Source organism: Stenotrophomonas sp. 21LCFQ19 (genome assembly GCF_056861425.1).
Window position 1 is genome coordinate 44,569 of sequence record NZ_JBSPUF010000015.1, and the last position, 26,434, is coordinate 71,002.

Annotated in this window: 22 protein-coding genes; 7 read left to right on the forward strand and 15 right to left on the reverse strand. The window is 64.4% G+C overall.

Annotated elements, in window-relative coordinates; genetic code table 11:
- The first annotated feature begins 141 nt into the window (after positions 1 to 141).
- Positions 142 to 2,715, forward strand: a complete 2,574-nt coding sequence (locus AC13FW_RS16130) for an EAL domain-containing protein (protein WP_482989728.1) — start codon at positions 142 to 144, stop codon at positions 2,713 to 2,715.
- Positions 2,716 to 2,901: 186 nt separating this feature from the next.
- On the opposite strand, the gene AC13FW_RS16135 is transcribed toward AC13FW_RS16130, so the two are convergent.
- From AC13FW_RS16135 to AC13FW_RS16155, 5 genes are read right to left on the reverse strand one after another with little or no spacing between them, the layout of a single operon-like run.
- Positions 2,902 to 3,330, reverse strand: a complete 429-nt coding sequence (locus AC13FW_RS16135; protein ID WP_482989729.1) for a hotdog fold thioesterase — start codon at positions 3,328 to 3,330, stop codon at positions 2,902 to 2,904.
- Positions 3,331 to 3,358: 28 nt separating this feature from the next.
- A complete protein-coding gene (locus AC13FW_RS16140) occupies positions 3,359 to 5,338 on the reverse strand; it encodes a phospholipase D family protein (protein WP_482989730.1) in 1,980 nt (659 codons plus the stop codon).
- Positions 5,335 to 5,904: a YceI family protein gene (locus tag AC13FW_RS16145; protein ID WP_282269586.1), complete on the reverse strand. Its 570-nt coding sequence runs from the start codon at positions 5,902 to 5,904 to the stop codon at positions 5,335 to 5,337. Before AC13FW_RS16145 ends, AC13FW_RS16140 begins: the two co-directional genes overlap by 4 nt.
- Before the next feature lie 4 nt (positions 5,905 to 5,908).
- Positions 5,909 to 6,385 carry a SixA phosphatase family protein gene (locus AC13FW_RS16150; RefSeq protein WP_282269588.1) on the reverse strand — a complete coding sequence of 159 codons (477 nt, stop codon included), beginning with the start codon at positions 6,383 to 6,385 and terminating at the stop codon, positions 5,909 to 5,911.
- A gap of 19 nt (positions 6,386 to 6,404) precedes the next feature.
- Positions 6,405 to 7,037, reverse strand: coding sequence for a ParA family protein (locus AC13FW_RS16155; protein WP_282269590.1), 633 nt, complete (start codon positions 7,035 to 7,037; stop codon positions 6,405 to 6,407).
- A 134-nt stretch (positions 7,038 to 7,171) separates the two neighbouring features.
- Here AC13FW_RS16155 and AC13FW_RS16160 point away from each other — a divergent pair, with 134 nt between their 5' ends.
- Positions 7,172 to 8,653 (forward strand): AAA family ATPase, encoded by a 1,482-nt coding sequence (locus AC13FW_RS16160; protein ID WP_482989731.1) that lies wholly within the window; start codon positions 7,172 to 7,174, stop codon positions 8,651 to 8,653.
- Between the two features lie 257 nt (positions 8,654 to 8,910).
- Here the strand turns inward: AC13FW_RS16160 and AC13FW_RS16165 are convergent, their stop codons facing one another.
- The 3 genes from AC13FW_RS16165 to AC13FW_RS16175 all read right to left on the reverse strand — a co-directional run bounded on the left by AC13FW_RS16165 (position 8,911) and on the right by AC13FW_RS16175 (position 11,631).
- Positions 8,911 to 9,918 carry a hypothetical protein gene (locus AC13FW_RS16165; protein ID WP_482989732.1) on the reverse strand — a complete coding sequence of 336 codons (1,008 nt, stop codon included), beginning with the start codon at positions 9,916 to 9,918 and terminating at the stop codon, positions 8,911 to 8,913.
- Positions 9,919 to 9,973: 55 nt separating this feature from the next.
- Complete coding sequence (locus tag AC13FW_RS16170; RefSeq protein ID WP_482989733.1) at positions 9,974 to 10,888, reverse strand: AEC family transporter; 915 nt, start codon at positions 10,886 to 10,888, stop codon at positions 9,974 to 9,976.
- 104 nt (positions 10,889 to 10,992) lie between these two features.
- On the reverse strand, positions 10,993 to 11,631 hold the full coding sequence (locus AC13FW_RS16175) for a tetratricopeptide repeat protein (protein WP_482989734.1): 639 nt from the start codon (positions 11,629 to 11,631) through the stop codon (positions 10,993 to 10,995).
- 167 nt (positions 11,632 to 11,798) lie between these two features.
- Between AC13FW_RS16175 and AC13FW_RS16180 the strand changes: the two genes are divergently transcribed.
- Positions 11,799 to 15,509, forward strand: a complete 3,711-nt coding sequence (locus AC13FW_RS16180; RefSeq protein WP_482989735.1) for an indolepyruvate ferredoxin oxidoreductase family protein — start codon at positions 11,799 to 11,801, stop codon at positions 15,507 to 15,509.
- A gap of 110 nt (positions 15,510 to 15,619) precedes the next feature.
- On the opposite strand, the gene AC13FW_RS16185 is transcribed toward AC13FW_RS16180, so the two are convergent.
- From AC13FW_RS16185 to AC13FW_RS16195, 3 genes are all read right to left on the reverse strand, one after another.
- Complete coding sequence (locus tag AC13FW_RS16185) at positions 15,620 to 16,051, reverse strand: hypothetical protein (protein ID WP_482989736.1); 432 nt, start codon at positions 16,049 to 16,051, stop codon at positions 15,620 to 15,622.
- A 19-nt stretch (positions 16,052 to 16,070) separates the two neighbouring features.
- Entirely contained in the window at positions 16,071 to 16,499 is a 429-nt protein-coding gene (locus AC13FW_RS16190; protein WP_482989737.1) for a hypothetical protein, read from the reverse strand.
- Between the two features lie 278 nt (positions 16,500 to 16,777).
- On the reverse strand, positions 16,778 to 17,197 hold the full coding sequence (locus AC13FW_RS16195; protein WP_482989738.1) for a hypothetical protein: 420 nt from the start codon (positions 17,195 to 17,197) through the stop codon (positions 16,778 to 16,780).
- Positions 17,198 to 17,334: 137 nt separating this feature from the next.
- Between AC13FW_RS16195 and AC13FW_RS16200 the strand changes: the two genes are divergently transcribed.
- Positions 17,335 to 17,610, forward strand: a complete 276-nt coding sequence (locus tag AC13FW_RS16200) for a hypothetical protein (protein WP_482989739.1) — start codon at positions 17,335 to 17,337, stop codon at positions 17,608 to 17,610.
- Positions 17,611 to 17,725: 115 nt separating this feature from the next.
- On the opposite strand, the gene AC13FW_RS16205 is transcribed toward AC13FW_RS16200, so the two are convergent.
- The 3 genes from AC13FW_RS16205 to AC13FW_RS16215 form a co-directional block, all read right to left on the reverse strand.
- Positions 17,726 to 18,397, reverse strand: a complete 672-nt coding sequence (locus AC13FW_RS16205) for a hypothetical protein (RefSeq protein ID WP_482989740.1) — start codon at positions 18,395 to 18,397, stop codon at positions 17,726 to 17,728.
- Between the two features lie 147 nt (positions 18,398 to 18,544).
- The gene (locus tag AC13FW_RS16210; RefSeq protein ID WP_296249044.1) at positions 18,545 to 18,811 is read right to left on the reverse strand and encodes a hypothetical protein; all 267 of its coding nucleotides are present in this window, start codon (positions 18,809 to 18,811) and stop codon (positions 18,545 to 18,547) included.
- A gap of 576 nt (positions 18,812 to 19,387) precedes the next feature.
- Positions 19,388 to 20,341, reverse strand: a complete 954-nt coding sequence (locus AC13FW_RS16215) for a helix-turn-helix domain-containing protein (protein ID WP_482989741.1) — start codon at positions 20,339 to 20,341, stop codon at positions 19,388 to 19,390.
- Positions 20,342 to 20,477: 136 nt separating this feature from the next.
- On the opposite strand from AC13FW_RS16215, the gene AC13FW_RS16220 reads away from it, so the two are divergent.
- From AC13FW_RS16220 to AC13FW_RS16230, 3 genes are read left to right on the forward strand one after another with little or no spacing between them, the layout of a single operon-like run.
- On the forward strand, positions 20,478 to 20,864 hold the full coding sequence (locus AC13FW_RS16220; RefSeq protein WP_482989742.1) for a hypothetical protein: 387 nt from the start codon (positions 20,478 to 20,480) through the stop codon (positions 20,862 to 20,864).
- The gene (locus AC13FW_RS16225; RefSeq protein WP_482989743.1) at positions 20,854 to 22,074 is read left to right on the forward strand and encodes an MFS transporter; all 1,221 of its coding nucleotides are present in this window, start codon (positions 20,854 to 20,856) and stop codon (positions 22,072 to 22,074) included. The genes AC13FW_RS16220 and AC13FW_RS16225 overlap by 11 nt, the downstream gene beginning before the upstream one ends.
- 17 nt (positions 22,075 to 22,091) lie before the next feature.
- Positions 22,092 to 24,344 (forward strand): TonB-dependent receptor, encoded by a 2,253-nt coding sequence (locus tag AC13FW_RS16230; protein WP_482989744.1) that lies wholly within the window; start codon positions 22,092 to 22,094, stop codon positions 24,342 to 24,344.
- A gap of 154 nt (positions 24,345 to 24,498) precedes the next feature.
- On the opposite strand, the gene AC13FW_RS16235 is transcribed toward AC13FW_RS16230, so the two are convergent.
- The gene (locus tag AC13FW_RS16235; RefSeq protein WP_482989745.1) at positions 24,499 to 26,400 is read right to left on the reverse strand and encodes a M61 family metallopeptidase; all 1,902 of its coding nucleotides are present in this window, start codon (positions 26,398 to 26,400) and stop codon (positions 24,499 to 24,501) included.
- Between the last annotated feature and the right edge of the window lie 34 nt (positions 26,401 to 26,434).

Below are 26,434 nucleotides of genomic sequence, written 5' to 3' on the forward strand. Positions count from 1 at the left end.
GGCATTCACACGGACGCCGCCAAAGGGTGCGCCGTGCCACACTATCGACAGGAAGTACCGGTCGGCCCGGGTTTTCAGGGTACGCCGGCAACATTCCCGGCATGAAGTGTGTACAACAACACTATCGTTCAGGGGGACGGCATGATGGACCGGCAGCTGCTGTCATCGACAGAAGACATGCTGCATTTGTTCTCGGCGGCATTGGAGCAGATCGGCAATGGCGTGATTCTGTTCGACGACGCCAACACCATTCTGTATGTCAACCATGCCATGGAAGACATTTCCGGCTGGTCACGCGCTGAACTGCAGGGCAAGAATCTGGGCACACTGGCCCCGGCCAGCATGCGCGAGCGCTACAACACCCGCCTGTATCCGGGTACCAGCAACCGTGTGGAGGAGCTGGTGGCCGACCCGCACGACATCCAGATGATCCGCAAGGACCAGAGCACCTGCTGGATCAGCGTCACCCTGTCGCAGGTTGCCGACGGTGAGCGCAACATCCGCATGGTGCTGGTCAGCGACGTCACTGCGCGCCGCCAGGCACAGGCACGCGAGCGCCTGCTGTCGCTGGGCTTCGATGAAACCCAAAGCGCGGTGCTGATCACCGATGCCGAAGGCCGCATCGTGCATCTGAACAAGGGCTTCCGGCGCCTGTTCGGCTTTCTTGATGCCGAGGCGATGGGACAGTACGTGCCGACACTGCTGGCACTGGACAGCTTTTCGCCCGAGCAGTTGAGCGCCTATACCGCGCGATTGCTGGCAGGACAGCCAATCCGCGCCGACGAGCGGCTTTACCGCAAGAACGGACAGCCCCTGTGGTGTTCGGTCAGCACCAATCCCATCTTCGATGACTACGGCACCCTGGTGAACCTGGTCATCGTGCTGATGGACATCACCCGCACCAAGGTGCACGAAGTCCTGCAGCACAAGATGCTCGATGCGATGGTGCGCGAGGTCCCCACCGCCGAAGTGATGCAGATGATGTGCCTGGAGGTGGAGAAGATCGCCCCGCAGGTACTGTGCTCGGTGCTGCGGGTCGAAGACGGGCGGTTGCGTCACCTGGCCGCCCCCAGCCTGCCCGAGCCCTACATCCGGCTGGTGGACGGCGTGCCGGTGGGCCCCAAGATCGGCGCCTGCGGCACCGCCGCTCACAGCGGCCAGACCGTGGTCAGCCGCGACATCGCCACCGACCCGAACTGGGAAGGCTTTAGACACCTGGCCCTGCAACACGGCCTGGCGGCCTGCTGGTCCACCCCGATCAAGGCCAACGATGGCCGCGTGCTCGGCACCTTCGCCTTCTACTACCGGCAACCACACGACCCTGACAGCTTCCACCATCGCCTGGTCGAGGTGATCGTGCACCTGTGCGCGCTGGCACTGGAGCGCGAGGAGGCGCGCAACCGGATCCGCCGGTTGGCGTTCTACGACGATCTCACCGGCCTGCCCAACCGCAGCTTGCTGCATGCACAGGCCGACCAGGCCATCATCGCCGCCAGCCATCACGGGCAGACAATGGCGGTGATGTTCATCGATCTGGATCGCTTCAAGCAGATCAACGACTCCTTCGGACATCCAGGTGGCGACGAACTGCTGCGTACGGTGGCACGCCGCCTGCAGGAAGAAACCGGACCGATGGACATCGTCGGCCGGCTCTCTGGCGACGAGTTCGTGGTGATCCTCAACCGCTGCGACATACCCACGGCCAGTGAGCGCAGCGAACGCATCCTGCGTACGCTGGGTCTGCCATTGGCGCTGGGCGACCTGGAAATCCGGCCCTCGGCCAGCATCGGCATCAGCATCTTTCCGCACGATGGCAACAACATGGATTCGCTGCTGCACCACGCCGATGTCGCCATGTACCAGGCAAAACACAACGGCCGCAACCGGGTGCGGTTCTACAGCAGCGAGATGGACGAGTGCGCGCAGGAGCGCATGGCGCTGGAAGCGGCCCTGCGCGAAGCGCTTGAACAAGGCCAACTGCAGCTGCACTACCAGCCGCAGATCGAAATCCACAGCGGCCAGCTGCACAGCGTCGAGGCGCTGGCACGCTGGCAGCATCCGCGCCTGGGCAGCGTGCCGCCAATACGCTTCATCCCCTTGGCCGAAGAGGCTGGGCTGATCGGCGACCTCGGCCAATGGGCATTGCGCGAAGCCTGCCGGCAACTGGGCCGCTGGCGTCGGGACGGCCTGGATGTGCCGTCGGTGTCGGTGAACCTGTCGCCCACCAATTTCCACAGCGCGGCCTTGCCGGACTGCATCAGCCAGATCCTGCAGCTGGAATCACTGCATGCCAGCGACCTGATCCTGGAGATCACCGAGGACGTATTGCTTGATGGTGACCCGATCACCCTGCAGACACTGCGACAGGTGCATGCACTTGGCGTGCGGCTGTCGATGGACGACTTCGGCACCGGCTATTCCAGCCTCAGCTACCTGCGCCAGCTGCCGATCAGCGAGCTCAAGCTGGACCGCAGCTTCGTGCGCGGCATCGAGGGCGACAAGGTGGCCAGCGCGCTGACCCAGGCCATCGCCCATATCGGCCAGAGCCTGCAGCTGAAGGTGGTGGCCGAAGGTGTCGAAAGCCTGGAGCAACTGAAGCTGCTGGGGGCGCAGGGTTACGAGGTCGCGCAGGGTTTTCATTTCACCCCGGCCTTGCCGGCCCCCGCATTGGAGGAATGGGTGCGCGAGCATCTGCCGGTGGCGGTGCTGGTTTAGCTGAAGGTTGCTGTGGTGCGGGTGCGGGTGCGGAAGCAACAGCAAGAGCTACCCCTCCCCGGCCCTCCCCTTCGCTACGCGAAAGGGAGGGGGTAACGCTGCGCCCCCTCCCTTTGCCGCAGGCAAGGGGAGGGTTGGGGAGGGGTGCTTTCAAGCTCTTCGCTTGAAGCCCCAACCACCAACCACTCACCCAACCGCCACAACCGCCAACGTCAGCCGCGAAATACACACCGGCTTGCCGGCCCCGTCCTCGATGCGGATCTCCCACACCTGGGTTGTGCGGCCAACATGCAGCGCGCGCGCAGTGCCGGTGACCACGCCGCTGCGGGCAGCACGCAAATGGTTGGCATTGATCTCCAGGCCGACACATACCTGCTGGGTCGGGTCCACGCAGAGGTTGCCGGCGCTGCTGCCCAGCGTCTCCGCCAGCACCACCGAGGCACCGCCATGCAGCAGGCCGTAGGGCTGCTTGGTGCGCGCATCCACCGGCATCGTTGCCTGCAGCCAATCTTCACCGGCGGCAGTGAAGACGATGCCCAGGTGATCAATCAACGTGTTGCGGCTCAGCGCGTTGACCAGCGTCAGGTCAACCGGCGCGCGGAATACTTGGCTCATTGCAGCTACCTGTTGGGGAATGGAAGGCTCAGAGAATGGGGACCAGTCCCGCGCCGAACGCGGTCAGCATGCGCACCAGCACCCACTTGGGGCCGACATTCACTTCCGGGAAGTCGCCCACCGCGGTGTAGCAGCTGTGGAAACGCGGGTCCTGCCGGATCAGCGGCTGCGGGCAGTCCGGGCCCGGCTTGAAGGCGTAGTCGGTGGCATAGCGCCAGGGCCAGAAATCCAGGATCGGCAAGGCTTCGGAGGCCTTGCCAATGCTGTAGTTCAGGCCGGACAGCACCGGCGGCTTCTCGCGCGGCGCCACCACCCAGGAGTTGTCCGGATGCACGTCGCGCAGGATGCTCTGCGCCAGCTGCTCGGCAAAGGCCGAATCTTCGATGATCACCGCGCCTTCGGTGTTGTAGTTCTCACTGCGCGGATCGAAGTTGTGGGTGCCGATCACGCCGATGCGGCGGTCCACCACCAGCGACTTGGCGTGCAAGCCCATGCGCGCACCGCGGCGGGTCACCGGCAGTGGCCGGTTGACCGCACGCGTGCCCAGGAACGATGGTCGGGTTTCGGTACGCAGCACCTCACGCTCGACCTCGCTGCCGCCGGCGTTCAACCGGCGCCCCGAGCCACTACCACGCACATTGCTGCCAGCCGCGCTGCCACCGATCACCCGACTGCGTGCTGGCGCCGGCGCAGGCGGCTCGCCGTCCATCGGCGCCGGCAACAGCTGCGCATAGTCGATCGGCGCATCCAGCGGGAACGGCTTGTATTCGTAGATGTTGAAGCCCAGCTCGCGCATGTTGCGGCGCTTGTACTTGTAGGACAGCGCATAGACGATGGGGTTGTCGGTGGCCGCCAGGCTGTTGGTCGACACCACAATGCGTGGCGGCGCTTCGCGCTTGCGCAGGTTCTTGAACAGCGCCTGCGCGGGCTTGGACAGCACCAGGTAGGGCGTCTGCAACAACACCTCGGTCTGTGCCTGCGAGATCAACGCGTCCAGCCGTGGCTCGGTCACATGCTGACCATTGAGCGGCTGTGCCTCTCGTTCACGACGGTGCTTGCGCGGCAGGTCGGCGACATAGCTGACCGCACTCACCGGCAGCGCGGTGTCAACAAACGCCTGTTCGATGAACTCCGGGTCCGATGCCTCGGCATTCACCCGCGCAATCCGTTCCGGGCGCCGGAATGCAGCCTCCGGCAAGGCTGGCACGCCCTCGTTCAACAAGGTCTTGCCGACGTCGTTCAAGCGCTCGGCCGGGACGCTGCGACGCGCCACCCAGAAGGCCTGGAAATTGGCCGCCATCTCGCGCGCCTCCGGTCCGGCCACCACCACGTCGCGGTCGCGGAAGTTGTACTCGCTGTCCCAGTCGTAATAGTCGTCCTGGTAGTTGCGGCCACCGACCACACCGATCACATCGTCGATCACCAGCAGTTTGTTGTGCATGCGCTGGTTGAAGCGGCGGAAGCAGCACAGCACGCTGCCGGCATAGTCGAAGTAATTGAGCTTGGCCTTGCCGAACGCCGGGTTGTAGACGCGCAGTTCGAAATTGGCGTGCGCACCGGACAAGGCCCCGAGCATCTGCAGGTCGGAGATCGCCGAAAGCTGGTCGATCAGCACCCGTACCTTGACCCCACGGCGGGCAGCGGCCAGCAGCTCGTCGATCACCAGCCGTGCGCTGTCGTCGGTGTCGAAGATGTAAGTCTGCAGGTCCACGCTGCGGGTGGCGCTGCGGATCAGGTTCAGCCGCGCTATCAGCGACAGTTCGCCCTCATCGAGGATGGTGGCGTAGTGGCGGGGTGCCTCCACCGTCGATTCGGCGATGGCTTTGCCGCCAAGCGCACGCAGGGGCGAATCCAGCGCACAGCGGTCGGGCTGGTCGCAGTCCACCACGGTGGAACGCGCGGCCACGGCAATGCCTTCGGCACGCTCACGCTGCTGATTGGACAGCGAAGCACAACCGCTGGCCAGCAGCAGCGCCAGCACCGGCAGGATACGAAGGACAGCTTTCACTTTTTGGGGGCGCCAACCAGGCGTGTACGCAGTACGAATATCACTCGATCACTCAGGGCCATCTGCCAGCTATCCATGCCATATCGGCCGCGCAGGATGGTACCGCGGCTGACGAGGTCGCAATCATAGCCGGGCCGCGCGCATTCAGGCTTTGCCAGGCGCATCACTTCGGGCCGGCTGATGCCACGGATCGACAAGCGCCCCTGCACGTCGCCGCCGGTTTCGGTCAATCGCGGGTCATAGGGATCGGAGTCGAACTCCACCACCGGGTAGCGCGCCGCATCAAAGAAGTCCTCGCCACGCATCCAGCCGGTATAGCGGGGCTTGTCGGGGATCTCCACATATTCGCTGTACATGCGCAGCCGCACCTGGTGGCGGCCATCGGGCAGCACCGTGATCCAGCCCTCGAAGCGCGGAAAGACACCCTCTACCTTCTGCCCGAAGCGGGTGCGTATTTCAAAACCAAACCGGGAGTGCGCCGTGTCGAAATGCAATGGCTCGGCCGCAAGGGCCGAGCCAGCGAGCATCAACAGGATCAGCAGCAGCCCATACCGCGCCACCGCCATGGGCTCAGGGCCACCAGAATTCAGTCAGCCGGGCAATGCCAGGCTCTATCGCCGCCTCCATCGGCAGTGACAGCACCGCCACCGATGCCGGCGGCATGCCACGGTAATCGCCGGACTGGCCGCTGTGCATCAATGCCACCAGCTGCTCCAGCCCCGGGTTGTGGCCGACCACCAGCAGGCGCTCGACTTCCTTGTGTTCGTCCAGCAGGGCCGCGAGGGTGCCGGGTACGGCATCATAGATCCGCTCTTCCAGACGCTGTTCGACGTAGCCGGTACGCTCCAGCACTGCTTCCAGGGTTTCGCGGGTGCGCCGCGCCGGCGAGCACAGCACCCGGTCCGGCACCAGTTTGTGTTCCTGTAACCAACGGCCGGCCGCCTCGGCCTCGGCCAGGCCATGCGGTGAGAGGGGCCGGTCGAGATCGGCTTGGCCATTGGCCGCCGGTTCGGCATGGGCATGTCGCAGCAGGATCAATTCACGCATGGTCGGTTAATACTCCTGATCAGACCTTGTTCAACCACTTGAGCAGCGGCTCCCAGTCCTGCTGGTGCTCGCGTACCTGTGCAGAGTGATAGTCGAACAGGCTGCGCCCAAGCCCGACCATCACCACATAACTCTGGCTGTCGCGCAGCTGCGCGACCACCTCATACGGCCATTCGGCCAGCATCTGCCGGGCCTGTTGCGAGGTCTGCGTCCACGGCTTGGTGCGGTTGAGCACCAGGCCCACCGGCAGCGCCCGCGAATGGATGCGCTTGATCCTGGACAGGCTGTTGAGGAAGCCGACGATGGCCTCGATGTCCAGCGCCGAGGGCAGCACCGGCACCACCACCGCATCGGCGATGTCGATGAAGCGTTCCAGATCCTCGCCATAGGCACCGGCCGGGGCATCGATGATGACCTGCTCGGCGCCATCGGGAATCAGCTTTTCCCAGTTCTTCTTGCGGTGCACGTCCACCGGCAGCACCGCGCTCTCCAGGCTGGAGCGGCGTTGCGCCCAGCGGGTGCTGGAACCCTGCGGGTCGGCATCGGCGATCACCGTTGCCTGGCCGGACAAGGCCGAGTGTGCGGCCAGATGGGTAGCGATGGTGGTCTTGCCGACACCGCCTTTGGAGCCGGCTACCAGAATCGTCTTCATGCACGCCTCGTTTTCGCGGGACTTGCCCGCAGCGTACACCGGCCTGCGTTACCAAAGGTAGTCATCCGGTGAGGACGCCGCCCCGGCAAGGCCTGCGGCTTTGTTATCGTGTCGCCCCCGGCATTGGAACCACCATGAGCGAGCTGCAGGACCTGACCGCACTGATCCGCGCCAACACGCCGCTGATCGTCATCGAAACGCAGGACGAGACCCGCATCGTGGGCCTGTTCCGCGAAGCCTTGATGCACGTGTGGCGGTCCCTGTACCGCTGGTCGATCACCGAGGGCCTGCGCCGCATCGACATGGACCGCGAGGACGAGGCGGTCGGCCCGCCTGATGCCAGCGCGGCCCTGCGCATGATCCAGGAGGCCGACCAGCGCGGCATCTACCTGCTGCTCGATTTCCACCCCTACCTGGGCTACGCCAGCCACCAACGGCTGCTGCGCGACATCATCCAGCGCCGCCACAGCCAGCCCCATGTAGTGGTGCTGGTCGGCGCCAAGGTCGAGCTGCCAGCCGAGCTGGAAGCGCTGGCGACCCGCTTCAACCCACGCCTGCCCGATGCCAACGCACTGCTGAAGATGCTGCGCGAGGAAGCGGCCAGCTATGCCCAGGAGAACGGCGGGCGACGGGTCGAGGTGGACCAGGAGGCGGTGCAGCAGATCCTGCGCAACCTGCGCGGGCTGAGCATGACTGACGCCCGCCGCATCGCCCGCCAGCTGATCTTCGCCGATGGCGCGCTGAAAGCCGATGACCTGCCGCAGCTGGCCAAGCTCAAGTTCGAGCTGCTCAACCGCAGCGGCCACCTGCATTACGAATACGACTCTGCCCGTTTCAGCGACGTGGCCGGCGCGCGCCGGCTCAAGCGCTGGATCGAGCAGCGCCGCGCGGTCTTCGTCTCCGGCAACGCCCCGCCCGGGCTGGACCCGCCCAAGGGCATGCTGCTGCTCGGCGTGCAGGGCTGCGGCAAGTCGATGCTGGCCAAGGCCACCGCCGCCGGCTTCGGCGTACCGCTGCTGCGGCTGGATTTCGGCACGCTGTACAACAAGTATCACGGCGAGACCGAGAAGAACCTGCGTGACGCGCTGGCCTCGGCCGAGCAGCTGGCGCCCTGCGTGCTGTGGATAGACGAGGTTGAGAAGGGGCTAGCCAGCAGTGGCGAAGACGGCGGCGTGTCGCGCCGCGTGCTTGGCTATCTGCTGACCTGGATGGCCGAGCGCAAGGCGCCGGTGTTCATCGTCGCCACCGCCAACCAGGTGCAGGAGCTGCCGGCTGAGCTGCTGCGCAAGGGCCGCTTCGACGAGATCTTCTTCGTCGACCTGCCCTCGCCCGACACCCGCGTCGAACTGCTGCACCTGCATCTGGCACACCGCCAGCTGCAGCCGGACCTGTTCGCCCTGCCCGCCTTGGCCGCAGCCAGCGACGGCTTCTCCGGTGCCGAGATCGAGCAGGCGGTAGTCGCAGGACTGTACGCCGCCCATGCCGAGCAGAAGCCGCTGGACACCGAGCTGCTGATGGCCGAGATCCGCAATACGCGACCGCTGTCGGTGCTGATGGCCGAACAGGTGCAGTCACTGCGCGACTGGGCGCGCGAACGCACTGTGCCGGCGGATTGAAGTCCCCAGAACCCTTCGAGCAAAGCAAGAAGCGCTTGTACTCCAGCAGTTTGGGCAATCGCAGCCGAGAGCAAGCCATCCAGCCGACAGAAACAGTACACCACCGTTCGCTAGCGGTACGCAGGGTGCTTTCAACGCCATGAAGCACGGGCGCGCAACCGGCTCCCGTGGACACTACGCTTGCCCCGGCTACGGAGATGCATGTCCTGCAGAGCCGACTTGTTGGCGGGGTGCGCAGAACATCGTGCTTACTTCAGTCACCGCCGGGACGACTGCCAGTCCGCGGGCGGCTGGGCCGCCACGCCCTGCGCAGCCAACAATCGGCGCATAGCAGGTAGCTCACCGGTTTCGCTTATCCAGCGCAGATAGTCATGTGGGTCCACCGGCGCTGGGGTCGCCTCCTCCCCCTGCAATGCGATCGCGTTCTCGATAACCCAGTCCAGTTGGCGTTTACGTTCCTGCCAGCGCTTCCGCTCCGCCTCTTCCTGCGCATAGCTTTCCATCTTGCTGATGCCCACGCTACTGATCAGTGGTGAAGTGCTGTCCGCCATCAACGCGGCCAGTTGCGCGCAGCCATGCTTCGGTTCGGTGCCCTTCTTTGCCGGACACTCTCTATGGACAGGTACCAGCGAGGGTATCCAGAACGCCGCCAGGCTGTACACCACTGTGAAACGCAAAGTTTCAGAATCCCTCCCTGGCTCCGCCAACTCCAACGGTGGCTGTATGCCACCGGTCATCCTGTCCAGCAATCCTACGACTTCCGCAAACTCGTCCACAACGCGGCTCGACTGTACGACACGCCCCCAAGCAGCCGCGGCAGCACCTGCGTCCTCCCGTGCCACTGCCATCCGCCAAAGCAATAGCTGGGCGACCGCTTCGTCGCCCTCCCGCGTCTGCAAGGTGTTGATCGCGATCGGGATGTCGCACTGCCCAGTAACGATGCAACGGTTCGCCGCCGCACGGGCAATCATCGGCTTGTCGCTCCCGAGGGCGATAGCCTCGGCCAGCCAGGCATCGCTCTGTGTGGGCGCAGCTGGGGAGCGTGCCAATGCCGACAGCTCTGCTGGCAAAGCCAACCGCGAAGCAATGAGCAACTCCAGCGGTTTCCCCGTGGCTGCCAAGTGGTTCGCTCGTCGCAGGAGCGCGGCGGGGAAATCGGCCGCATCCGATTCAACCGTGGGTGTGGTGGCGTCCGTTGCCCTGACCATATCCGGGGCCCACAACAGTGTTCCAAACAACAGAGCGGATATCGTGGTGTTCTTCATCAGCCAACTCCTTCCTGGAAATAGGCGAGGCCAATGCCCCCTTCAATAGCTTGTATCAGGATATCCGGTCCAACACCCACACCCAGGCCGGCAGCGTGATCAACGACAGCACAATGCCATATCCCACCATCGCCGCCGCCAAACGCGGCGCCAACCGATGTGAAATGGCCAGCGCGGCAGCGGTGATCATCGTCGGCATGGCGGTTTCCAGCACATTGACCCGCAGCATTTCGCCTTGCAGGCCGAACGCCCAGGACAACGGCAACGCAACGGCCGGCAGCACGACCAGCTTGAGCAGCAGGCCCACGCCCAAGGGGGCCAGTTCAGCGCGCGACAAGCGCAGCTGGATGGTCAGGCCCACCGCCAGCATCACCAGCGGCAGCATCGCGTCGGATACGTTCTTCAGTGCCCCCGCGATCCAGGCCGGCGGCGCCGCCGGCATCACCAGCAGGGCAAAAACCAGTGCCCACAAGGGCGGAAACCTGGCGATGCGCAGCAGGATCTGGCTGGTGCTGGGCGGGGTATCGCCGCTGTAGCGGGCCAGCACATACAGGCCGAAGGTCGACAGCAGCACGAAGGTACCGAACTGGTCGTAGACCACCGCATACGGCAAGGCGTGGTCACCCAGCAGCGCGCGCACCATCGGATAGCCGATGAAGCTGGAGTTGCACAGCGCCACGCACAGCAGCAGCACCGCATGCACCTGCCGCTCGAAACCGAATACGCGCGTGGCCAGGCTTACCAGGGCCAGCGTCAGCAGCATCAGCAGCCACGGCGTGAGCATGATGCCGATCAACGAGGCATCCAGCTGCAGGCGCGGTACATAAGTGAGCACCGCTGCCGGCAGGCAGATGTACAGCACCACCTTGTTGAGCACGTCGGCGGCGTTGTCCGGGAATACCCGGAAGCGTGCGAATACCATGCCCAGCGCGAGCATGGTCAGGATCAGTGCGAAAGCGTCGAATGCCATGGTGCAAGCATGCGCCGGACTGCCCCGCAGGGGGAATCAGCGCCGGCTCAAAGTCTCCTGTTACGGCATCCGCAGTGGCGCGGAGGCCTCTTACGGGTGCCGCATTACGGCCACGCCGGCGGATTGGCCGCCCACGCCTGCTGTACCTGGGCCAGCTGCGTCCGTTCGGCGTCATTCCAGGACGGCAGCAGCTGCGCATACGCCGCGGTATCGCTCCATTGCCCCGGCTCGGTGCGCACGGCTGCCGCATACCAGGCCACGGCTTCGTCCTTGCGCTCCAGTTTCCATAGCACCAACGCCAGCGTGGTCGGCAGCCACGAGGGGTTGCCACGGGTGCTTTCGGCGGCCTTGCTCCACAGGTTCAGCGCGTCCTGCGCATCGCCGCGGCGGTACAGATCCCAGCCGTGGTTCCAACGCAGGCTGCGTGCCTGCACGGAGGTGTCCGCCACGGCGCCCATGGCCTCGTCATACAGCTTGCCACCCAGCTCGGCACGTCCATCGCGGTAGGCGATGCTGGCCAACTGCGCGGTAGCTTCCACGCCCTTGCGGCCGCGCTCGCGCAGCTTCATCAGCTGATCGACCGCATCTGCCTGTTCAGGCGGCACGACATGGAACGGCTTGGCCGCCACATCGTCATCGAAATAGAACTCGTTGATCTTCGGCAGGCTCTGTGCCTGAACATTTGCAACAAACAAGCCCGCCAGCAGCAGCGCGCCAGCGACCATGCGCTTTGTAACCCCCATGACTGCAATCCCCATCAAACAGTTATCCCCCACCTGACCCCGATCCTAACCGCTCCGGGCGCTACGCGCGACGGGTTACAGGGTGATGAAAGCCCCGCTGCTACAATCCGCGGCTGCCACCGGTCCGTCGGTCGGCACCTGCCAGCCGTTTCCGCAATGGGCCAGCCATGACCAGTACCGCCGAACTTACCTCGCCTGCCTCCGCCAACGATCCGCTGATCGGCGTGCGTGACTCCGATTACACCCTGGATCACAAATACACGCGCACCGATGGCCGCATCTACCTGAGCGGCGTGCAGGCCTTGGTACGCCTGCCCTTGATGCAGCAGCAGCGCGACGCCGCGGCCGGGCTGAATACCGGCGGCTTCGTCAGTGGTTACCGCGGCTCGCCGCTGGGCGGCTTCGACCTGGAGCTGTGGCGCGCGCGCAAGCACCTGGAAGCGGCCAAGGTGAAGTTCGTGCCCGGCTTGAACGAAGATCTGGGCGCGACCATGGTCTGGGGTACGCAGCAGACCAACCTGTTCCCCGGTGCCAAGGTCGATGGCGTGTTCGGCATGTGGTACGGCAAGGGCCCGGGCGTGGACCGCTGCGGTGACGTGTTCAAGCACGCCAACGCAGCCGGCGCCTCGAAGCATGGCGGCGTGCTGGCGCTAGCCGCCGACGACCACGCCTGCCGCAGCTCCACCCTGCCCCACGGCAGTGAGGAGGAATTCGTCAGCGCGATGATGCCGGTACTGAACCCGGCCGGCGTGCAGGACATCCTCGACATGGGCCTGGTCGGCTGGGCGATGAGCCGCTACACCGGTCGCTGGATCGGCTTCAAGACGATTGCCGAGACGGTGGAGTCCTCGGCCTCGGTGGACGTCAACCCGTTCGCCCGCCAGATCATCCTGCCGGAAGATTTCGACATGCCCGCCGCCGGCCTCAACATCCGCTGGCCGGACCCGCCGATGGAGCAGGAAATGCGCCTGCACCGTTATGCGGTCAAGGCAGCGCAAGCCTTCGCCCGCGCCAACGGCATCGACAAGGTGGTGATGGACTCGCCGCAGGCGCGGCTGGGCATCGTCACCACCGGCAAGAGCTACCTGGACGTACTGCAGGCGCTGGAATACCTGGGCCTGGACGAGAAGGCCTGCGCCGACATCGGCATCCGCGTCTACAAGGTCGGCATGACCTGGCCGCTGGAGCCGCAGGGCATCGGTGAGTTCTCCCGCGGCCTGCAAGACATCGTCGTGGTGGAGGAGAAGAAGGCCTTCATCGAGCGGCAGATGAAGGAATACTTCTACAACTGGCCGGCCAACTGGGGCGCGCGCCCGTCCATCGTCGGCAAGTACGACGAACAGGGCGAGTGGATCCTGCCGTCCACCGGCGAGCTGACCCCGGCGACGATTGCCGGCGTGATCGGCCGACGCATCCAACGGTTCTTCAATACCGAGTCGATTGAAGAACGCCTGCGCTGGATGGACGTCAAGGAAGCCGAGATGGCCTTGCCGCGCGCGCAGTTCCCCCGCGTGCCGCATTACTGCTCCGGCTGCCCGCACAACACCTCGACCAAGGTACCGGAAGGCTCGCGTGCACTGGCCGGCATCGGCTGCCACTACATGGTGACGTGGATGGACCGCGACACCGACACCTTCACCCACATGGGCGGCGAAGGTGTCACCTGGGCCGGCCAAGCCGCGTTCACCGACACCGAGCATGTGTTCCAGAACCTCGGCGACGGCACCTATTTCCACAGCGGCTCGCTGGCGATCCGCCAGGCCATCGCCGCTGGCGTCAACATCACCTACAAGATCCTCTACAACGATGCGGTGGCGATGACCGGCGGCCAGCCGGTGGACGGCACCCTGACCGTGCCGCAGATCGCCCACCAGATGCGTTCGGAAGGTGTGCACACCATCGTGCTGCTGTCCGACGACATCCAGAAGTGGAAGTCGCGCCGCCACGAATTCCCCAGCGATGTGGAGTACCACGACCGCGCCGAGCTCGACGCCGTGCAGCAGCAGCTGCGCACGGTGAAGGGCACCAGCATCCTGATCTACGAACAGACCTGCGCCACCGAGAAGCGCCGCCGCCGCAAGCGCGGCAAGATCGTCGACCCGGCCAAGCGCACCATGATCAATTCGCTGGTCTGCGAGGGCTGCGGTGACTGCGGCGAGAAGAGCTTCTGCGTGTCGGTGCTGCCGAAGGAAACCGAATTCGGGCGCAAGCGCGACATCGACCAGTCCAACTGCAACAAGGATTTCACCTGCACGACGGGCTTCTGCCCGAGCTTCGTCACCGTGCACGGCGGCCAGCTGCGCAAGGGCAGCAAGAGCAGCGCGGCCAGCCTGTTCGACAACCTGCCGGCGCCCACCTTCCGCACTGACTTCTCGCAGCCCTGGAACATCCTGATCACCGGCGTCGGTGGCACCGGCGTGGTGACCATCGGCGCACTGCTCGGCATGGCCGGCCATCTCGAAGGCAAGGGCGCCAGCGTGCTCGACCAGACCGGCCTCGCGCAGAAGGGCGGCGCGGTCACCACCCATATCCGCATCGCCAACCGCCCGGCCGACATCCACGCCGTGCGCATCGCCGCCGGTGAGGCCGACCTGGTGCTGGGCTGCGACATGGTGGTGGTCAACGACTACTGGGCACTGTCCAAGGTGCGCGGCGAGCGCTCGCAGGTGGTATTGAACACCTACGAAGCGATGCCCGGTACCTTCACCACGCATCCGGACATGCAGTTCCCAGCCGCCGACATCATTGCCGGGGTGAAGCTGGCGCTCGGCGGTCGCGACCCGATCCTGCTCGACGCCACCCAGCTGGCCACCGCCCTGCTCGGCGACGCGATTGCCTCCAACCTGTTCATCCTCGGCTTCGCCTGGCAGCAGGGCCTGGTGCCACTGTCACTGGAATCGCTGATGCGCGCGGTGGAGCTCAACGGCGCCGCCGTGAGCATGAACCAGACCGCATTCGCCTGGGGCCGCCTGGCCGCGATCGATCCGCAAGCCGTGCAGCAGGCCGCTGGCCTGGTCCGCAACGCGCCGACCGATGCCGAGCGCAAGCCGGCCGCGCTGCGTGAACTGCCGCCGGGCGAATGGGAAGGCAACGAGGCCGGCGCACCGTCGGCACCGCGCAACCCGGGCAACGAGCCGGACGTGCGTGGCCTGCCCGCCGCCAGCCGGACCAGCGGTGAAGCCGCGTTCGCATCGCTGGACGATGCGCATCTATCGCGTTCGCTGGATGAGTTGATCGCCCGCCGCAGCAGCTTCCTCACCGATTACCAGGACGCTGCTTACGCCAATCGCTATCGCACGCTGATCGATGCCGTGCGCAAAGCCGAGCAACAAGCAATCCCCGGCAGCACCGCATTGAGCGAAGCCGCCGCGCGCTACTTCTTCAAGCTGATGGCCTACAAGGACGAATACGAAGTGGCCCGCCTGTACACCAGCGGCGACTTCGCCAAGCGCGTGGCAGAGAAGTTCGAAGGCGACTACCAGGTGCGTTTCCATCTGGCCCCGCCACTGTTCGCCAAGCGCGACGAACAGGGCCAGCTGCAGAAGAAGGAATACGGCCCGTGGATGTTCAAGGCCTTCGGCCTGCTGGCCAGGTTCAAGGGCCTGCGCGGCGGCCGCTTCGACGTATTCGGTTACACCGAGGAGCGTCGCGGCGAGCGTCAGTTGATCAGTGACTACGAGAAGACCCTGCAGGAACTGATCAGCGGCCTGGATGCGCGTCGTCTCGCACTGGCGGTGGATATCGCCAGCATCCCCGAGCACATCCGCGGCTACGGCCACGTCAAGGAAGCGCACCTGCACGAAGCCAAGGCACGCGAAGCGACGCTGCTGGCAACGTGGCGCAACCCGAAGGCGCTGCATATCGTGCAGGCGGCCTGAGCAGGCAACGGATACGTTGCCTATGCGCCATGCAACCTGCGTGTTGCATGGCGCGGCCTGTGCTTCAGCGCCGAGGTTGAAGCTGCAGGTCGTTACCGACTGAGTTTGCGTCAGCGGATCTCGAAGTCCATGGACACAAGCGAGGGCCGCCCTTGCCCGCCAAGCTGTGCCGGCGTCCATTGAACAGAAAGAATCATCTGCTTCTCCTGATCGGTCAGCCCCAATCGGGAGGGATAGGAAACGATGGCGTCCTGCGGCTTGCCCGTTTCGTCCAGGACAACCACGACGCAGGTCAGGCTGCTGCCGGAGCGCATCCAGATACCGCGCGGAAACTGCGGAAGCTTCTCTACCGGCTTCGGCTCCACATCCGCGGTTTCACCGATCACGTGGTCGGGAAGCAGCTTCTGGATTTCTGCCAGAAGCGGCGCTTTTTCGCACGAGCGGATCGGGCGGTCGCGGGCCAGGAGCGGACATGCCCCCGGATGATGCCCGGCTTCAAACCGGAGCGATTCAAAACTCCGTCTACACAAATATCTGCACACGCGTCGTGCTCAATTCCCCTCATCCCCGTGCAGCCTGCTCGCCAAAGGCCAACCGTAGAGCTTCGGTGTCGCCGCTCAGAGCTGCACGCATGCGACCTTCGTCCAACGGGCGCACCACCCAATCGACATCCCATTGGAAGCCATTACGTCTTGAAATCGGAATGGCCAGATACCAACTTGGCCCTGGCCCCACGCAGTACCAGAATGCATCGTCTGAGGCCTGCGCCATCCAGCGCGGCCCCGGTTGTTGCATACCATCGAACCGTCCGTGCACCTGTTTCACCACCTGTACCTGAGCACCGGTGAAGGCAGCACCATCGCGCGACGGAAACCGCAGTCGCTCGAATGTTTCCTGGCGGGCAGCCCGCAAGCGCTGCGGGCCGTTGAGTTGCGCAGCTGCCGCCATCACCACCCCCATTCCCAGCAATATCACCAATACGCTCTTCATTACGCCCTGCCCGTAGTACTACCGAAACCGTCAATGATAACGATCAGCTGCAGCAGGACGCTGCACTACGGCTCCGGCAGGAAAGCGCCGAGTAAGCGACCAGAGCTGGAAAGCTGTAGCTGGATTGACCCCTGCCTTGGCGACTCAACGTGAATCGCCAAGTTCTTCCTAGACAGCGTAGGTCTGCTTTGGGTCAGATGACGCCTTGCGGCCAGGAGTAACCGCTCGCAACAGACACTCAGGTCGGGCCGCAAAGCGACTTCGGCTCAAATGAGTATCTAGGGGGTAGCTTTGGGCCATTTTGAGAGAGCGCCGACAAGCTTGACGCGCTCCAGGAACGTCCCGGCTGGCTTCTTTGGAACGAACACTCGGATGCTGCTGTGAGGGTTTGCGTCAAGGAACAGTTCTGCTTGGTAGTCACGGTCCGAACCCTGCTCATACCACCTTACGGGCTGCCCAAAGGCAATGCCGACTTCCGCTCGGGTCAGGTCCACGCCCACCAGAGGTGGCGTGTTGCCTCGAAAGAGCGTGAATGCAGAAGTGCCATCTGCCTCCACGGCGTGACACACAACCTCATCACCCGGCCCATAGTGGCCCGACCAGTGGACTCGCGCACCTGGCGGCAACTCCGGGCATCGCAGCTCCGCGGCAGCCGTGATCGGGAACAGCGCAATCGCAAAGAGAACAGAGATATTCATGTGCGCCCCCAACGCTTTAACCAAGTCGCGCCGCGAAGCGACGTAGGCTTGAATGAAATGCCAGCGATCAACCCGGCACCAGAATGCCAAAGAGTGCCTGCCAATGTCGACTGAGTCCCAATCAAGGGACTCATGGATTGGGGTCGCCGTTCCGGCGCGAAGACCTTGAGCAGTTGGGGCGTGATGCCGTTGAAGTGCTGCGTCTGCGCTGCCCGGAGCTGGTTGCCGAGCATGAGCGGCGTGGTTGGCCGCTGCCTTCGGTCATTGATCGGGTTTACGACAATGCCGCTATCCGGTGGGCGTTGGGTTGGGAGCCTGCGTTTGGCTTCGGTGAAGTGTTGGCCCGAGTGGATCGGCGTAGTTTGGAGGTGTTGCCTTATACGCGCGGTTTCGTTGATAGGACTGTGGATTGATTCGGTTGCATTAGTTAGTAGGTCTGCAGGGGGTGCTTGCTTCGCGGCTTACGCCGCTCTTACAAAAGAAGGAGCCTCCCGCTGCTGATGCGGATGTGCAGGCAGGGCACCTTCTTCAGCGCCCTGCGTGTTTGCCTTCGCTGTCTGTCCCGGCGGCGCGACTCTTTGCGAACTCCGGGAAGGTCGCTTCCAGGCTGTCCTTGTCCGGCAGGATGTAGAACAGGCCGCCGCGCTCGAATGTCGGACTGACGATCTGCTCGTAGAAGTCCGGCGCGATGTTGATGCAGCCGTGGGTGACACGGTTGTCGTCCGGCGTTGGCGATGCGAGGCGCTCTGCGCGGCGCTCGGCAGGTACGCCGGTAGCGGTGGGATGGATGGAGACTGCGGAATCGTAGTCCACCCACAGCACGCGGCCCGCATCGAGCGAGGGGCCGAAGCCGCCGATGAAACGACCCGCAGGCGTGGTGCGGTCGCGGCCCGGAATCTCGCGCAGCGCAAGTCCGGCGACGCCGGGAGCTACGTGATCGCCGGTTGCCGAGCCAAACAGTCCGGGCGTGGCGCCGCGCAGTCGGCCGTCACCGCTGAACACCAGGATCTGTGCAGCGGCCTTGTCCATGATCGCGAAGGGATAGCCCTGGTTGTCCTTGCTTGCGACAACCCAGCCGGCGAGTTCAATCACCGTGTCGGACACCTTCTGGTCGGGCGGAAGCTGATCGACGGCGCTTGCCGTTTGTTGCACGGTGGCGTCCTTGGCGCTGGCTTCGTCGATGCTTGCGAACGCCAACACGCCAAAGGCGGCGAGGATTACAGGGTAGGTATGCGTACGGATGGGGCGGTTCCTTGCAATGAAGACTGATCGAGGGGAGGAAGCCAGTGGCCGGTCAAGGCCACCGGATCCTGAATTCAGATATTCATCATGAATCGAACGGAGCGATCAGCCGCGCGGTGTGCGGCGTGGTGCTCTTTCGAGTTGCTGGACGCGACCTTCAATTTGATCCAGCCGTTGGTTGGCCTGCTGTGCGGATTGGTTGGCGGACTCGGCGCTCTGTGCTGCGCCCTGCACCCTCGTGTCGAGTTGGTCGAGGCGTGAGTTGATCCCTGCGAACTCTTCTTTATAGGTTGCACAGGACGCCAGGCTCATGACGACGACTGCCACGCCGAGCGTACGCGCCATCACCATTTTCTGCTTGGTCATGAACATTCCACTTCCTCCTACGTTTGGGGGATCTCGAATATAGCTACGTTTTCGCAGAGCAGCGTGATGCACTTTCAGCTGACGTTTGCACAGATAAATGAACTGTGAAGGTGCTTGAATGAGCAGCGTTGCGGCTTGAATTCAGCAAGCTCAAGGAATGCCGTTGAATTTGATGGACCAATGCGTGGTGCTCGCAGTCATCTATGCAGATATGAGGTGAAAATTTGTCGGCAAACAGGTGTTCGCTTCCGCACTGATTGGCATGCAGTGATGTCTTCGACTTGCCAATTCATCGGTATGAATTGGCATCGTGGTCGGCTGCGAGGCGTGCACGAAGTGGGTGTTATCTCTGCATGCAACACGCAGCTGTTGCGTCGCGCGGTGTGGTTGCTTTGAGTCACGCTGTTTATCAGGACGTTCGGCGCAATGATCACGTTCTGCGCGTTTGCTGATCAGTTCGTTCGCTGCCAGCAGGTATCGTTGAATGCACGAACCGTGCAGACGTTTGGTTTTGGTGGCTTCGCGGCTTACGCCGCTCCCACAACCTCCACGACCGCCGCAGCGTCCACAACACTGTGTTGGCTACTTCAGCTGCGAGGGTGATGTGCCGTAGTGGCGCTTGAACGCGGCACTGAAGCTGCTGGTGTGCGCATAGCCGGCGATGGTGGCAGCGACATCCACGGGAACGCGCTGGCGCAGCAGTGCATGGCGGGCGCGTTCCAGCCGTAGCTCGCGCTGGTAGTTGGCAATGCTTTGCCCATGGCAATACTGGAAGCCACGCTGCAGGTCCACCGCATTGGTGCCGAGCTGGCGCGCCATCTGCGCGATGCTCAGTGTGTCGGCCTCTCCACTTTGCAACCACTGCTGCAGGCGAGTGACGCAGCGCTGCAGGCGCGCACCCAAAGGCTTCTCGCTGCCTTCGCTGGCCAGTGTCTGCAGCACGTCCGCCGCCAGTTCCAGGGCAAAGCTCTCCTGCTGCAGGCGGCGCAGCAACGGCAGCGAACCGGTCTTGTTCTCCAGCAGTTGCGTCGCCCGCTGCAACAACGGCGCCGGCGGCCGCCATGCATGGTTGTCGGCATGGCCACTACAAACGCGTGCCAATCGGGCACTGCCACGGGAATCGGCCTGCAACTGCCGCTGCAACCAGTCACCGCTGAGGTGCAGGCTGACCTTGCCTTCCTCTCGTCCAGCCTGCCAATGGCGCTGGAAGCTGTCTTCCTCACGCAGGTGGACCAGCATGGTCGGCATGCGCCGATGATTGCCCTCCAGCCGCAAGCGATGCGTGCCGATGGCAACGTCGGCCTCGCCATCCACCAGAAAGCCGGCAGTGATGCCCGCTGCCAGACGGTTGTGGCTGCAGCCGCCCACCATGTCGCGGCTGCGGCTCAGGTAGAGCGACACGCCATCGTCCAGCGCGTGCACCTGCTGCCAGCCGGCCAACACCGGCGTGGCGTCGGCCATGCCAGCATCGAAATCAACCTGCCCGCCCAGCGCGTGGGCTGCGGTCATCAGTTCGGCGCAGGTGAAAACCTGCATGCAGGGCATCCCGGAATGTGGTCCTGCCTAAATTTTCCTTCGCTGCGCCTAAACTTTCAATGGTATTGATAACTATTCTTATTTGAGGGGTCGCGTATGGACGGCCCTGCCCCGTATTCAGTGAAGGTCAGTGGCAATGGGTTTGACGATCAAGCAGGCGGCCGTGGTCCGCGCCGTCTTCCACGATGAAGTCAGCGCGGACGAGATCCGCCACTGGTTGCAGCGTGTGGAAGCATTGATCATGGCCGCCACGCCGTTCTACTTCATCGCCAGCACCGTACCCGGTGCCAGCTTCAGTGACGATTACCGCGCCATCCAGGCGGTCTGGTACAAGCAGCACAAACCCGCCTTCCGTGTTTACTGCAAGGGCCTGGTGCGCATCGCCAGCAGCGCCGCCGAGCAGCAGCGGCTGGATACGCCGGCCCTGCATGCGGCCTGGGGCGTGCCCTACTACGTCACCACTGACGACGCCGACGGCATGCGCTGGGTCGGCCAACAGCTGGAGCAGGCCGATGCGCACTGAGCATGGCGCTGCCTCGCGTTTCGGCCTGGGCGTGATCGTGGTGCTGTACATGGCCCATGCGCTGCCGCTGTATTTCTACAACGTGGCGGTACCCGCCATCCTGCGCAGCCAGGGCGTGGACCTGCGCTGGATCGGCATGTTGTCGCTGCTGTACCTGCCGTGGGCGTTCAAGTTCATGTGGGCGCCGCTGGTGGACCGCTGGCACCTGCCTGCCCTGGGCCGTCGCCGCAGCTGGTTGTGGCTGACCCAGCTGCTGTTGCTGGTCGGCATCCTGGTGTTGGCCTTCACCGGTCTGGACCATGGCCTGACCGTGTTCGTGCTGGTCGGCATGTGGATCTCCACCATTGCCGCCACCCAGGACATCGCCATCGATGGCTATACGGTGGAAGCATTGGCACCGGCCGAGCACCGCCTCGGCAGCATGGCGCAGAGCGTGGGCGTGGCGCTGGGCAGCATGGTCGGCGGTGCAGGCGTGCTGTGGCTGTACGAAACCCGCGGCTGGAACGCGGCCCTGCTGAGCCTGGCGGCGATGAGTGCCTTGACCCTGTTCGCCGTGCAGCAGATCAACGAGATGCCACGGCCGGCGGCCAGCCAGCGGCCGAGCGTGCTGCGTGCGCTGCGCAGGCCCGAGCTGCGCTGGGCGCTGCTGCTGATCGTCCTGTATCGCATGGTGGAGGCACCGGCGATGGCGATGGTCAATCCGCTGCTGGTCGACCAGAAGTGGAGCCTGACCGAGATCGGCCTGCTGATCTCGGTGGGCGGTGCCGGCGTTGGCATGTTGGCTGCGGTGGGCGCGGCTTGGCTGCTCAAGCAGCGCAGCGCCGAACAGCTGCTGATGCACGCCGGTTGGTGGCGCACGCTGCTGTATGTACTGCTGGCCGCCTTGCTGTACAGCGGTGTGCTTGCCTCCTCGCAGTTTGGGCTGGGCGCGCTGGTGATCGCCCTGCTGGCCCTGCGCTATGTCGCCATGACCAGCCTGTATGCCTTGTTCATGCGGCTCAGCTCGCGCGAGCAGGCCGGCACCGACTTCACCCTGCTGGTGTGCTTCGAACTGCTGATCTATTTCATCGGTGGTGCCTTGTCCGGCTTCCTCGCCAAGGGCCTGGGTTACCCCGCTTATTACGTGGCGCTGGCGATCGTCTCCGCGCTTGGGTTGCTGTTGTGCCGGCCGCTGCTGCGCCGCTTCGCGCCCTCTCCTTCTTCTCCCTGATACGTTCCGAGGACACCATGCGGCATACCGCAGCAACGCTTCCGCTCGCCCTGCTGAGCCTGGCCATCAGTGGCCAGCTGGCAGCACAGGCCAACACCACCAGCGGCACCCGCCAGCTGGATGCCGTCAGCGTCACCGCCGTGCGCGGCGCACGCAGCGTGGCCGAGATCGCCGGCACCGTGTACGCCATCGAGCGCGAGCAGATCGCCCAACAAACCGCTGCCGGTCGCAGCACCGCCGACATCCTCGGCCAGCTGGTGCCGTCGCTGGCACCGGCCAGTGGCACTACCAGCAACTACGGCATGACCATGCGTGGCCGTAGCGTGCAGGTGATGATCGATGGCGTGCCGCTGACTGGCGCACGCGATGGCTCACGCCAGCTCAACAGCATCTCGCCGACGATGATCGAGCGCATCGAGGTGATCTCCGGTGCCACCGCGCTGTACGGCGCCGGTGCCAGCGGCGGCATCATCAACATCATCACCCTGCAGCCGGGCGACGCGCCGGTGCAGCTGGCCAGCCAGCTCGGCCTGCGCACGCCCTCCGATGTATCCAGCGACAACCTGGCCTGGAACGCCGCGCAGACCATGACCGTGCGTGGTGACAGCTTCAGCGGTGCATTTGGTATCGCCTATGGCCGCCAGGGCGCATCGCTGGATGCGCATGGCCGCCGCATCGGCCCGGAGATCGCCCAGACCGACCGCCAGGACACCGAGACCAAGGAACTCAACGCGCGCCTTGAATGGGCGCTTAGCCCGGCCCAGCAGCTCAGCGTGGGCGTGCGTTGGTATGACGACCAGCAGGACAGCGACTACGGCCCGGATTACGGCCCGCGCCTGGCGATGCTGTTCAATCCCGCCTACCAGCCCAGCCACAACGCCGTCGATGGCCTGCAGTTGAACCCACAGCCGCGCACCCGCCACCAGGGCGTCAATGCGCAATACCGCAACCGCGACGTGTTCGGCGGCCAGGAGCTGAGCGTGGAAGCCTATTACCGCAATGAACAGGGCCGCTGGTTCCCGTCGGTATCGACGCTGGTGCATCCGGCGCTGCCGGGCGGCTATGCCTATGTGGCCATGCAGTCCAATACCGACATCGACGTCTGGGGCCTGCGCAGCGCCCTGCACAAGGGCTTCGATATCGGCGGGCGCAGCCTGCAGCTGTCCTATGGCGTGGACCATGAGCGCGAAGAGGACAGCCAGCGCGGGCAGATGTACGACATCAACCGCTTCATCGCCAGCAACGGCCTGAACTACGTGCCGACTGCACAGTACGCGATGGGCCCGGATGTGCGCGTGGACACCACTGGCCTGTTCCTGCAGGCCGACCATGCGCTGAGCGAACGTTTCAGCGTGCAGGCCGGCGTGCGCCACCAGATCCTGCGCAACAACGTGGACGATTCGCTGCCCTACACCGAGGCGATCACCGCCGACGCGGTGGCCGGCTATCAGCCGCAGCTGCTGGCCGGTGGCCGCGTGCGCCATTCGCAGACGCTGTTCAATGCCGGCGTGGTCTACAAGTTCAGCGATGCGCAGCAGTTGTTCGCCAACTTCTCGCAGGGCTTCAGCCTGCCCGATACGCAGCGCATGCTGCGTGACGTGCCAGCCAACTTCGTCATCGACAGCCGCAACATCGGCCCGATCAAGGTCGACAACTACGAGCTGGGCTGGCGCTTGAACAACACGCAGCTGCAGAGTGCGGTGACCGCGTTCTACAACCGCTCGGACAAGACCGTGCAGTTCAACCGCAACTACAGCGTGTCAGTGGCCGATACCGACGAGCGCGTCTACGGCGTGGAGGCCAACCTGCGCTATACGCCTAGCGCGCAGCTGGAACTGGGTGCCAGCGTGGCCAGCACCCGCGGCCAGTACCGTGATGCGGCCGGCCAGTGGCGCGAGCTCAATGCGTTTCGTGTCTCGCCGTTGAAGGCAGGCGTGCATGGTCAGTGGCGCTTTGCCAACGATAGCCTGCTGCGTCTGCAGGGCCAGGCCGTCGGCGGCACTGATGATGCGTGGCGTGACGCGCAGCTGGCTTCGGTCAGCCCGACCATCCGCGCGACGCCGGCGGCGAAGATCCGTGGCTATGCGGTGTTCGACCTGATTGGCGAGCTGCCGCTGGCGGGTGGGCGTTTCAGCGTGGGTGTCTACAACCTGGCTGATCGTGACTACAAGACGGTCTATGGCCAGCAGGCGGAAGCGACCTACGGCAAGATTTCCAGCGTGCCGGCGCAGGGGCGGACGTTTGGGGTTGGGTATCGGATCGAATACTGAGGCTGTTGCTTTCGCTTGAAGCCCCTCTCCTACGGGAGAGGGGTTGGGGTGAGGGTTGGGGCGAAGCCCGCGCGATACTTTTCACGAGGCTTCGCTCTTACCCTCATCCGCCCCGTTGGGGCACCTTCTCCCGTCGGGAGAAGGAGGTGGCTCGTTACCTCCGCGCCGCCAGAATCCGCGTCAACAGGTCCGCAGCCCCATCAATCCGCCGCAGATGCGGATACCGCAGACCTTCGCGATAGTCGATACGCACGGTACGGAAGCTGTCCGCCTGGCGCACGATCAACTCGATCGGTGTGCCGTTCTGCTTGCCATCAATCAGCGCCTGCTTGATCCGGCCGCCGCTGTACGCCAGGCCGTTCACCGCAATAACCGTCACATCCTTGGCCAAGCCCGCATTGAACGCGGGGCTGTCCCAGCCCACGGCCTGCAGCACGCCATCATTGCCGATCTTCAAACCCAAGGAGTACTGCAGGTCGGTAGCGCCATCGGCCTCGCCATCGGCAACCACAAGATTCGGCTGGTCATCGAAGTACAGCTCCCAGCCCGCAGCGCTCAAACCATCCGGCGCCTTGCCATCACGCGCATCCAGGCGGCTACCGATGAAGGTATCCCAGTCGCCGGGCTGCACTGCTTCCAGGCCCTGCATCACGTCAGCGCGATCGTACAGGCGGATCTCGCCCTGCTTGCCGCCCTGGTGGAAGCGCTTGGCGAAGTCGTCCAGCGTGACTTTGCCTTTCGACAAGCTGCGCAGGCGTGCATCCACGCCCAGCCATAGCAGCGTGCTCTCGTTATAGAACTCGAACGCACGCTGCCAGTCGGCCCATGCCTGCGGCTTGGAATTGAAGTCGAGGATGCCCTGGTGCACGGTGTCGTGCAGGTCGCGCCATTGCCGGCCCGGCTGTGTTGCGTAGTTGGCCTGCAGCTGTGCCAGCATCGCCATCGCATAGTCCGGCTTCCACAGCCCTGAACGTGCTGCCAACACCACCGCCCAATACTGGGTCTGGCCCTCGTACATCCACAACTCGTCGTTGTGCATCGGTGCGTTGTAATGCGGTACCCAGGTCGGGCGTGGACGCCAAGCCTTGCCTACCCATGCATGCGCATATTCGTGCGGCAGCAGGTCGTTGTCGAGGAAGGGCCGCTCGCCACGCAGGTAGCCGTCGTGCATGCCGTTCTCGCTGCTCTGCGCATGCTCAAGACCGATGCCACTGAACACGTCCGATACCGCCAGCAGGAAGTTGTAACGCGTGTACGGACGCGAACCGAATACTGCATCGGCCTCGCGCACCAGCGCGCGATGCGCATCCAGCACCTTGGCATCGGCCTGCAGGCCCTGCGGGTTTTCGCCGACTACGTCCAGCCACACCGGTTGTTTGGATGTCCCGTCCAGCGCGAAGCGCTTAAAGTACTGGCCGGCGAATACCGGCGAATCAATCAAAGTCATCAGCGACACCGGCGCGTACTGTTCGTTGCCGCCGCTGCGCTGTGCAACATCCAGCGCGGTGCCGCTCTGCCAGCCGTCGGGCAGGCGCAGGCTGGGTTTGATCTGGATGCCGCGTGCGTCATAGCCGGCCGGGTACAGCAGCACGCGATGCCATTGCAGGTCGAGCATGTTCGGCGTCATCGCCACCCGGCCCTGGTCGCTGGCAGTCGGTGACAGGTACTGGAACTCGATATCCAGCACGCCGACGCCTTCCGGCACCTGCAGCTTGAAGGCATACATGTCGCCGGAATCGCGCGCCCATTGCAGCACCTGGCCGTTGCCGCGGATGACCAGCCCGGCCATTTGGTTGATCGGGCCAGTTGGCGCGTGATTGCCTGGTATCCACTGCGGGTACCACAGGGTCAGCGCACCGGCCGATACCGGAATGCGCTGGTACACACGCTGGATGCGGCGCTGGATGTCGCTGGCATCCACCTCCAGCTCGATCACGCCCGGGTAGCTTGCCTGCACCTGCATCGCCGCTGCCCGCGCATCCAACGGCTGCGCCTGCAGGCCCGCCAGCGGAACAAGGCCCAGCACCATCGCCACCAACCACTTACGTCCCTGCATCACGCCCCGCCCCTTGCCTGAAGTCTTCGCATCC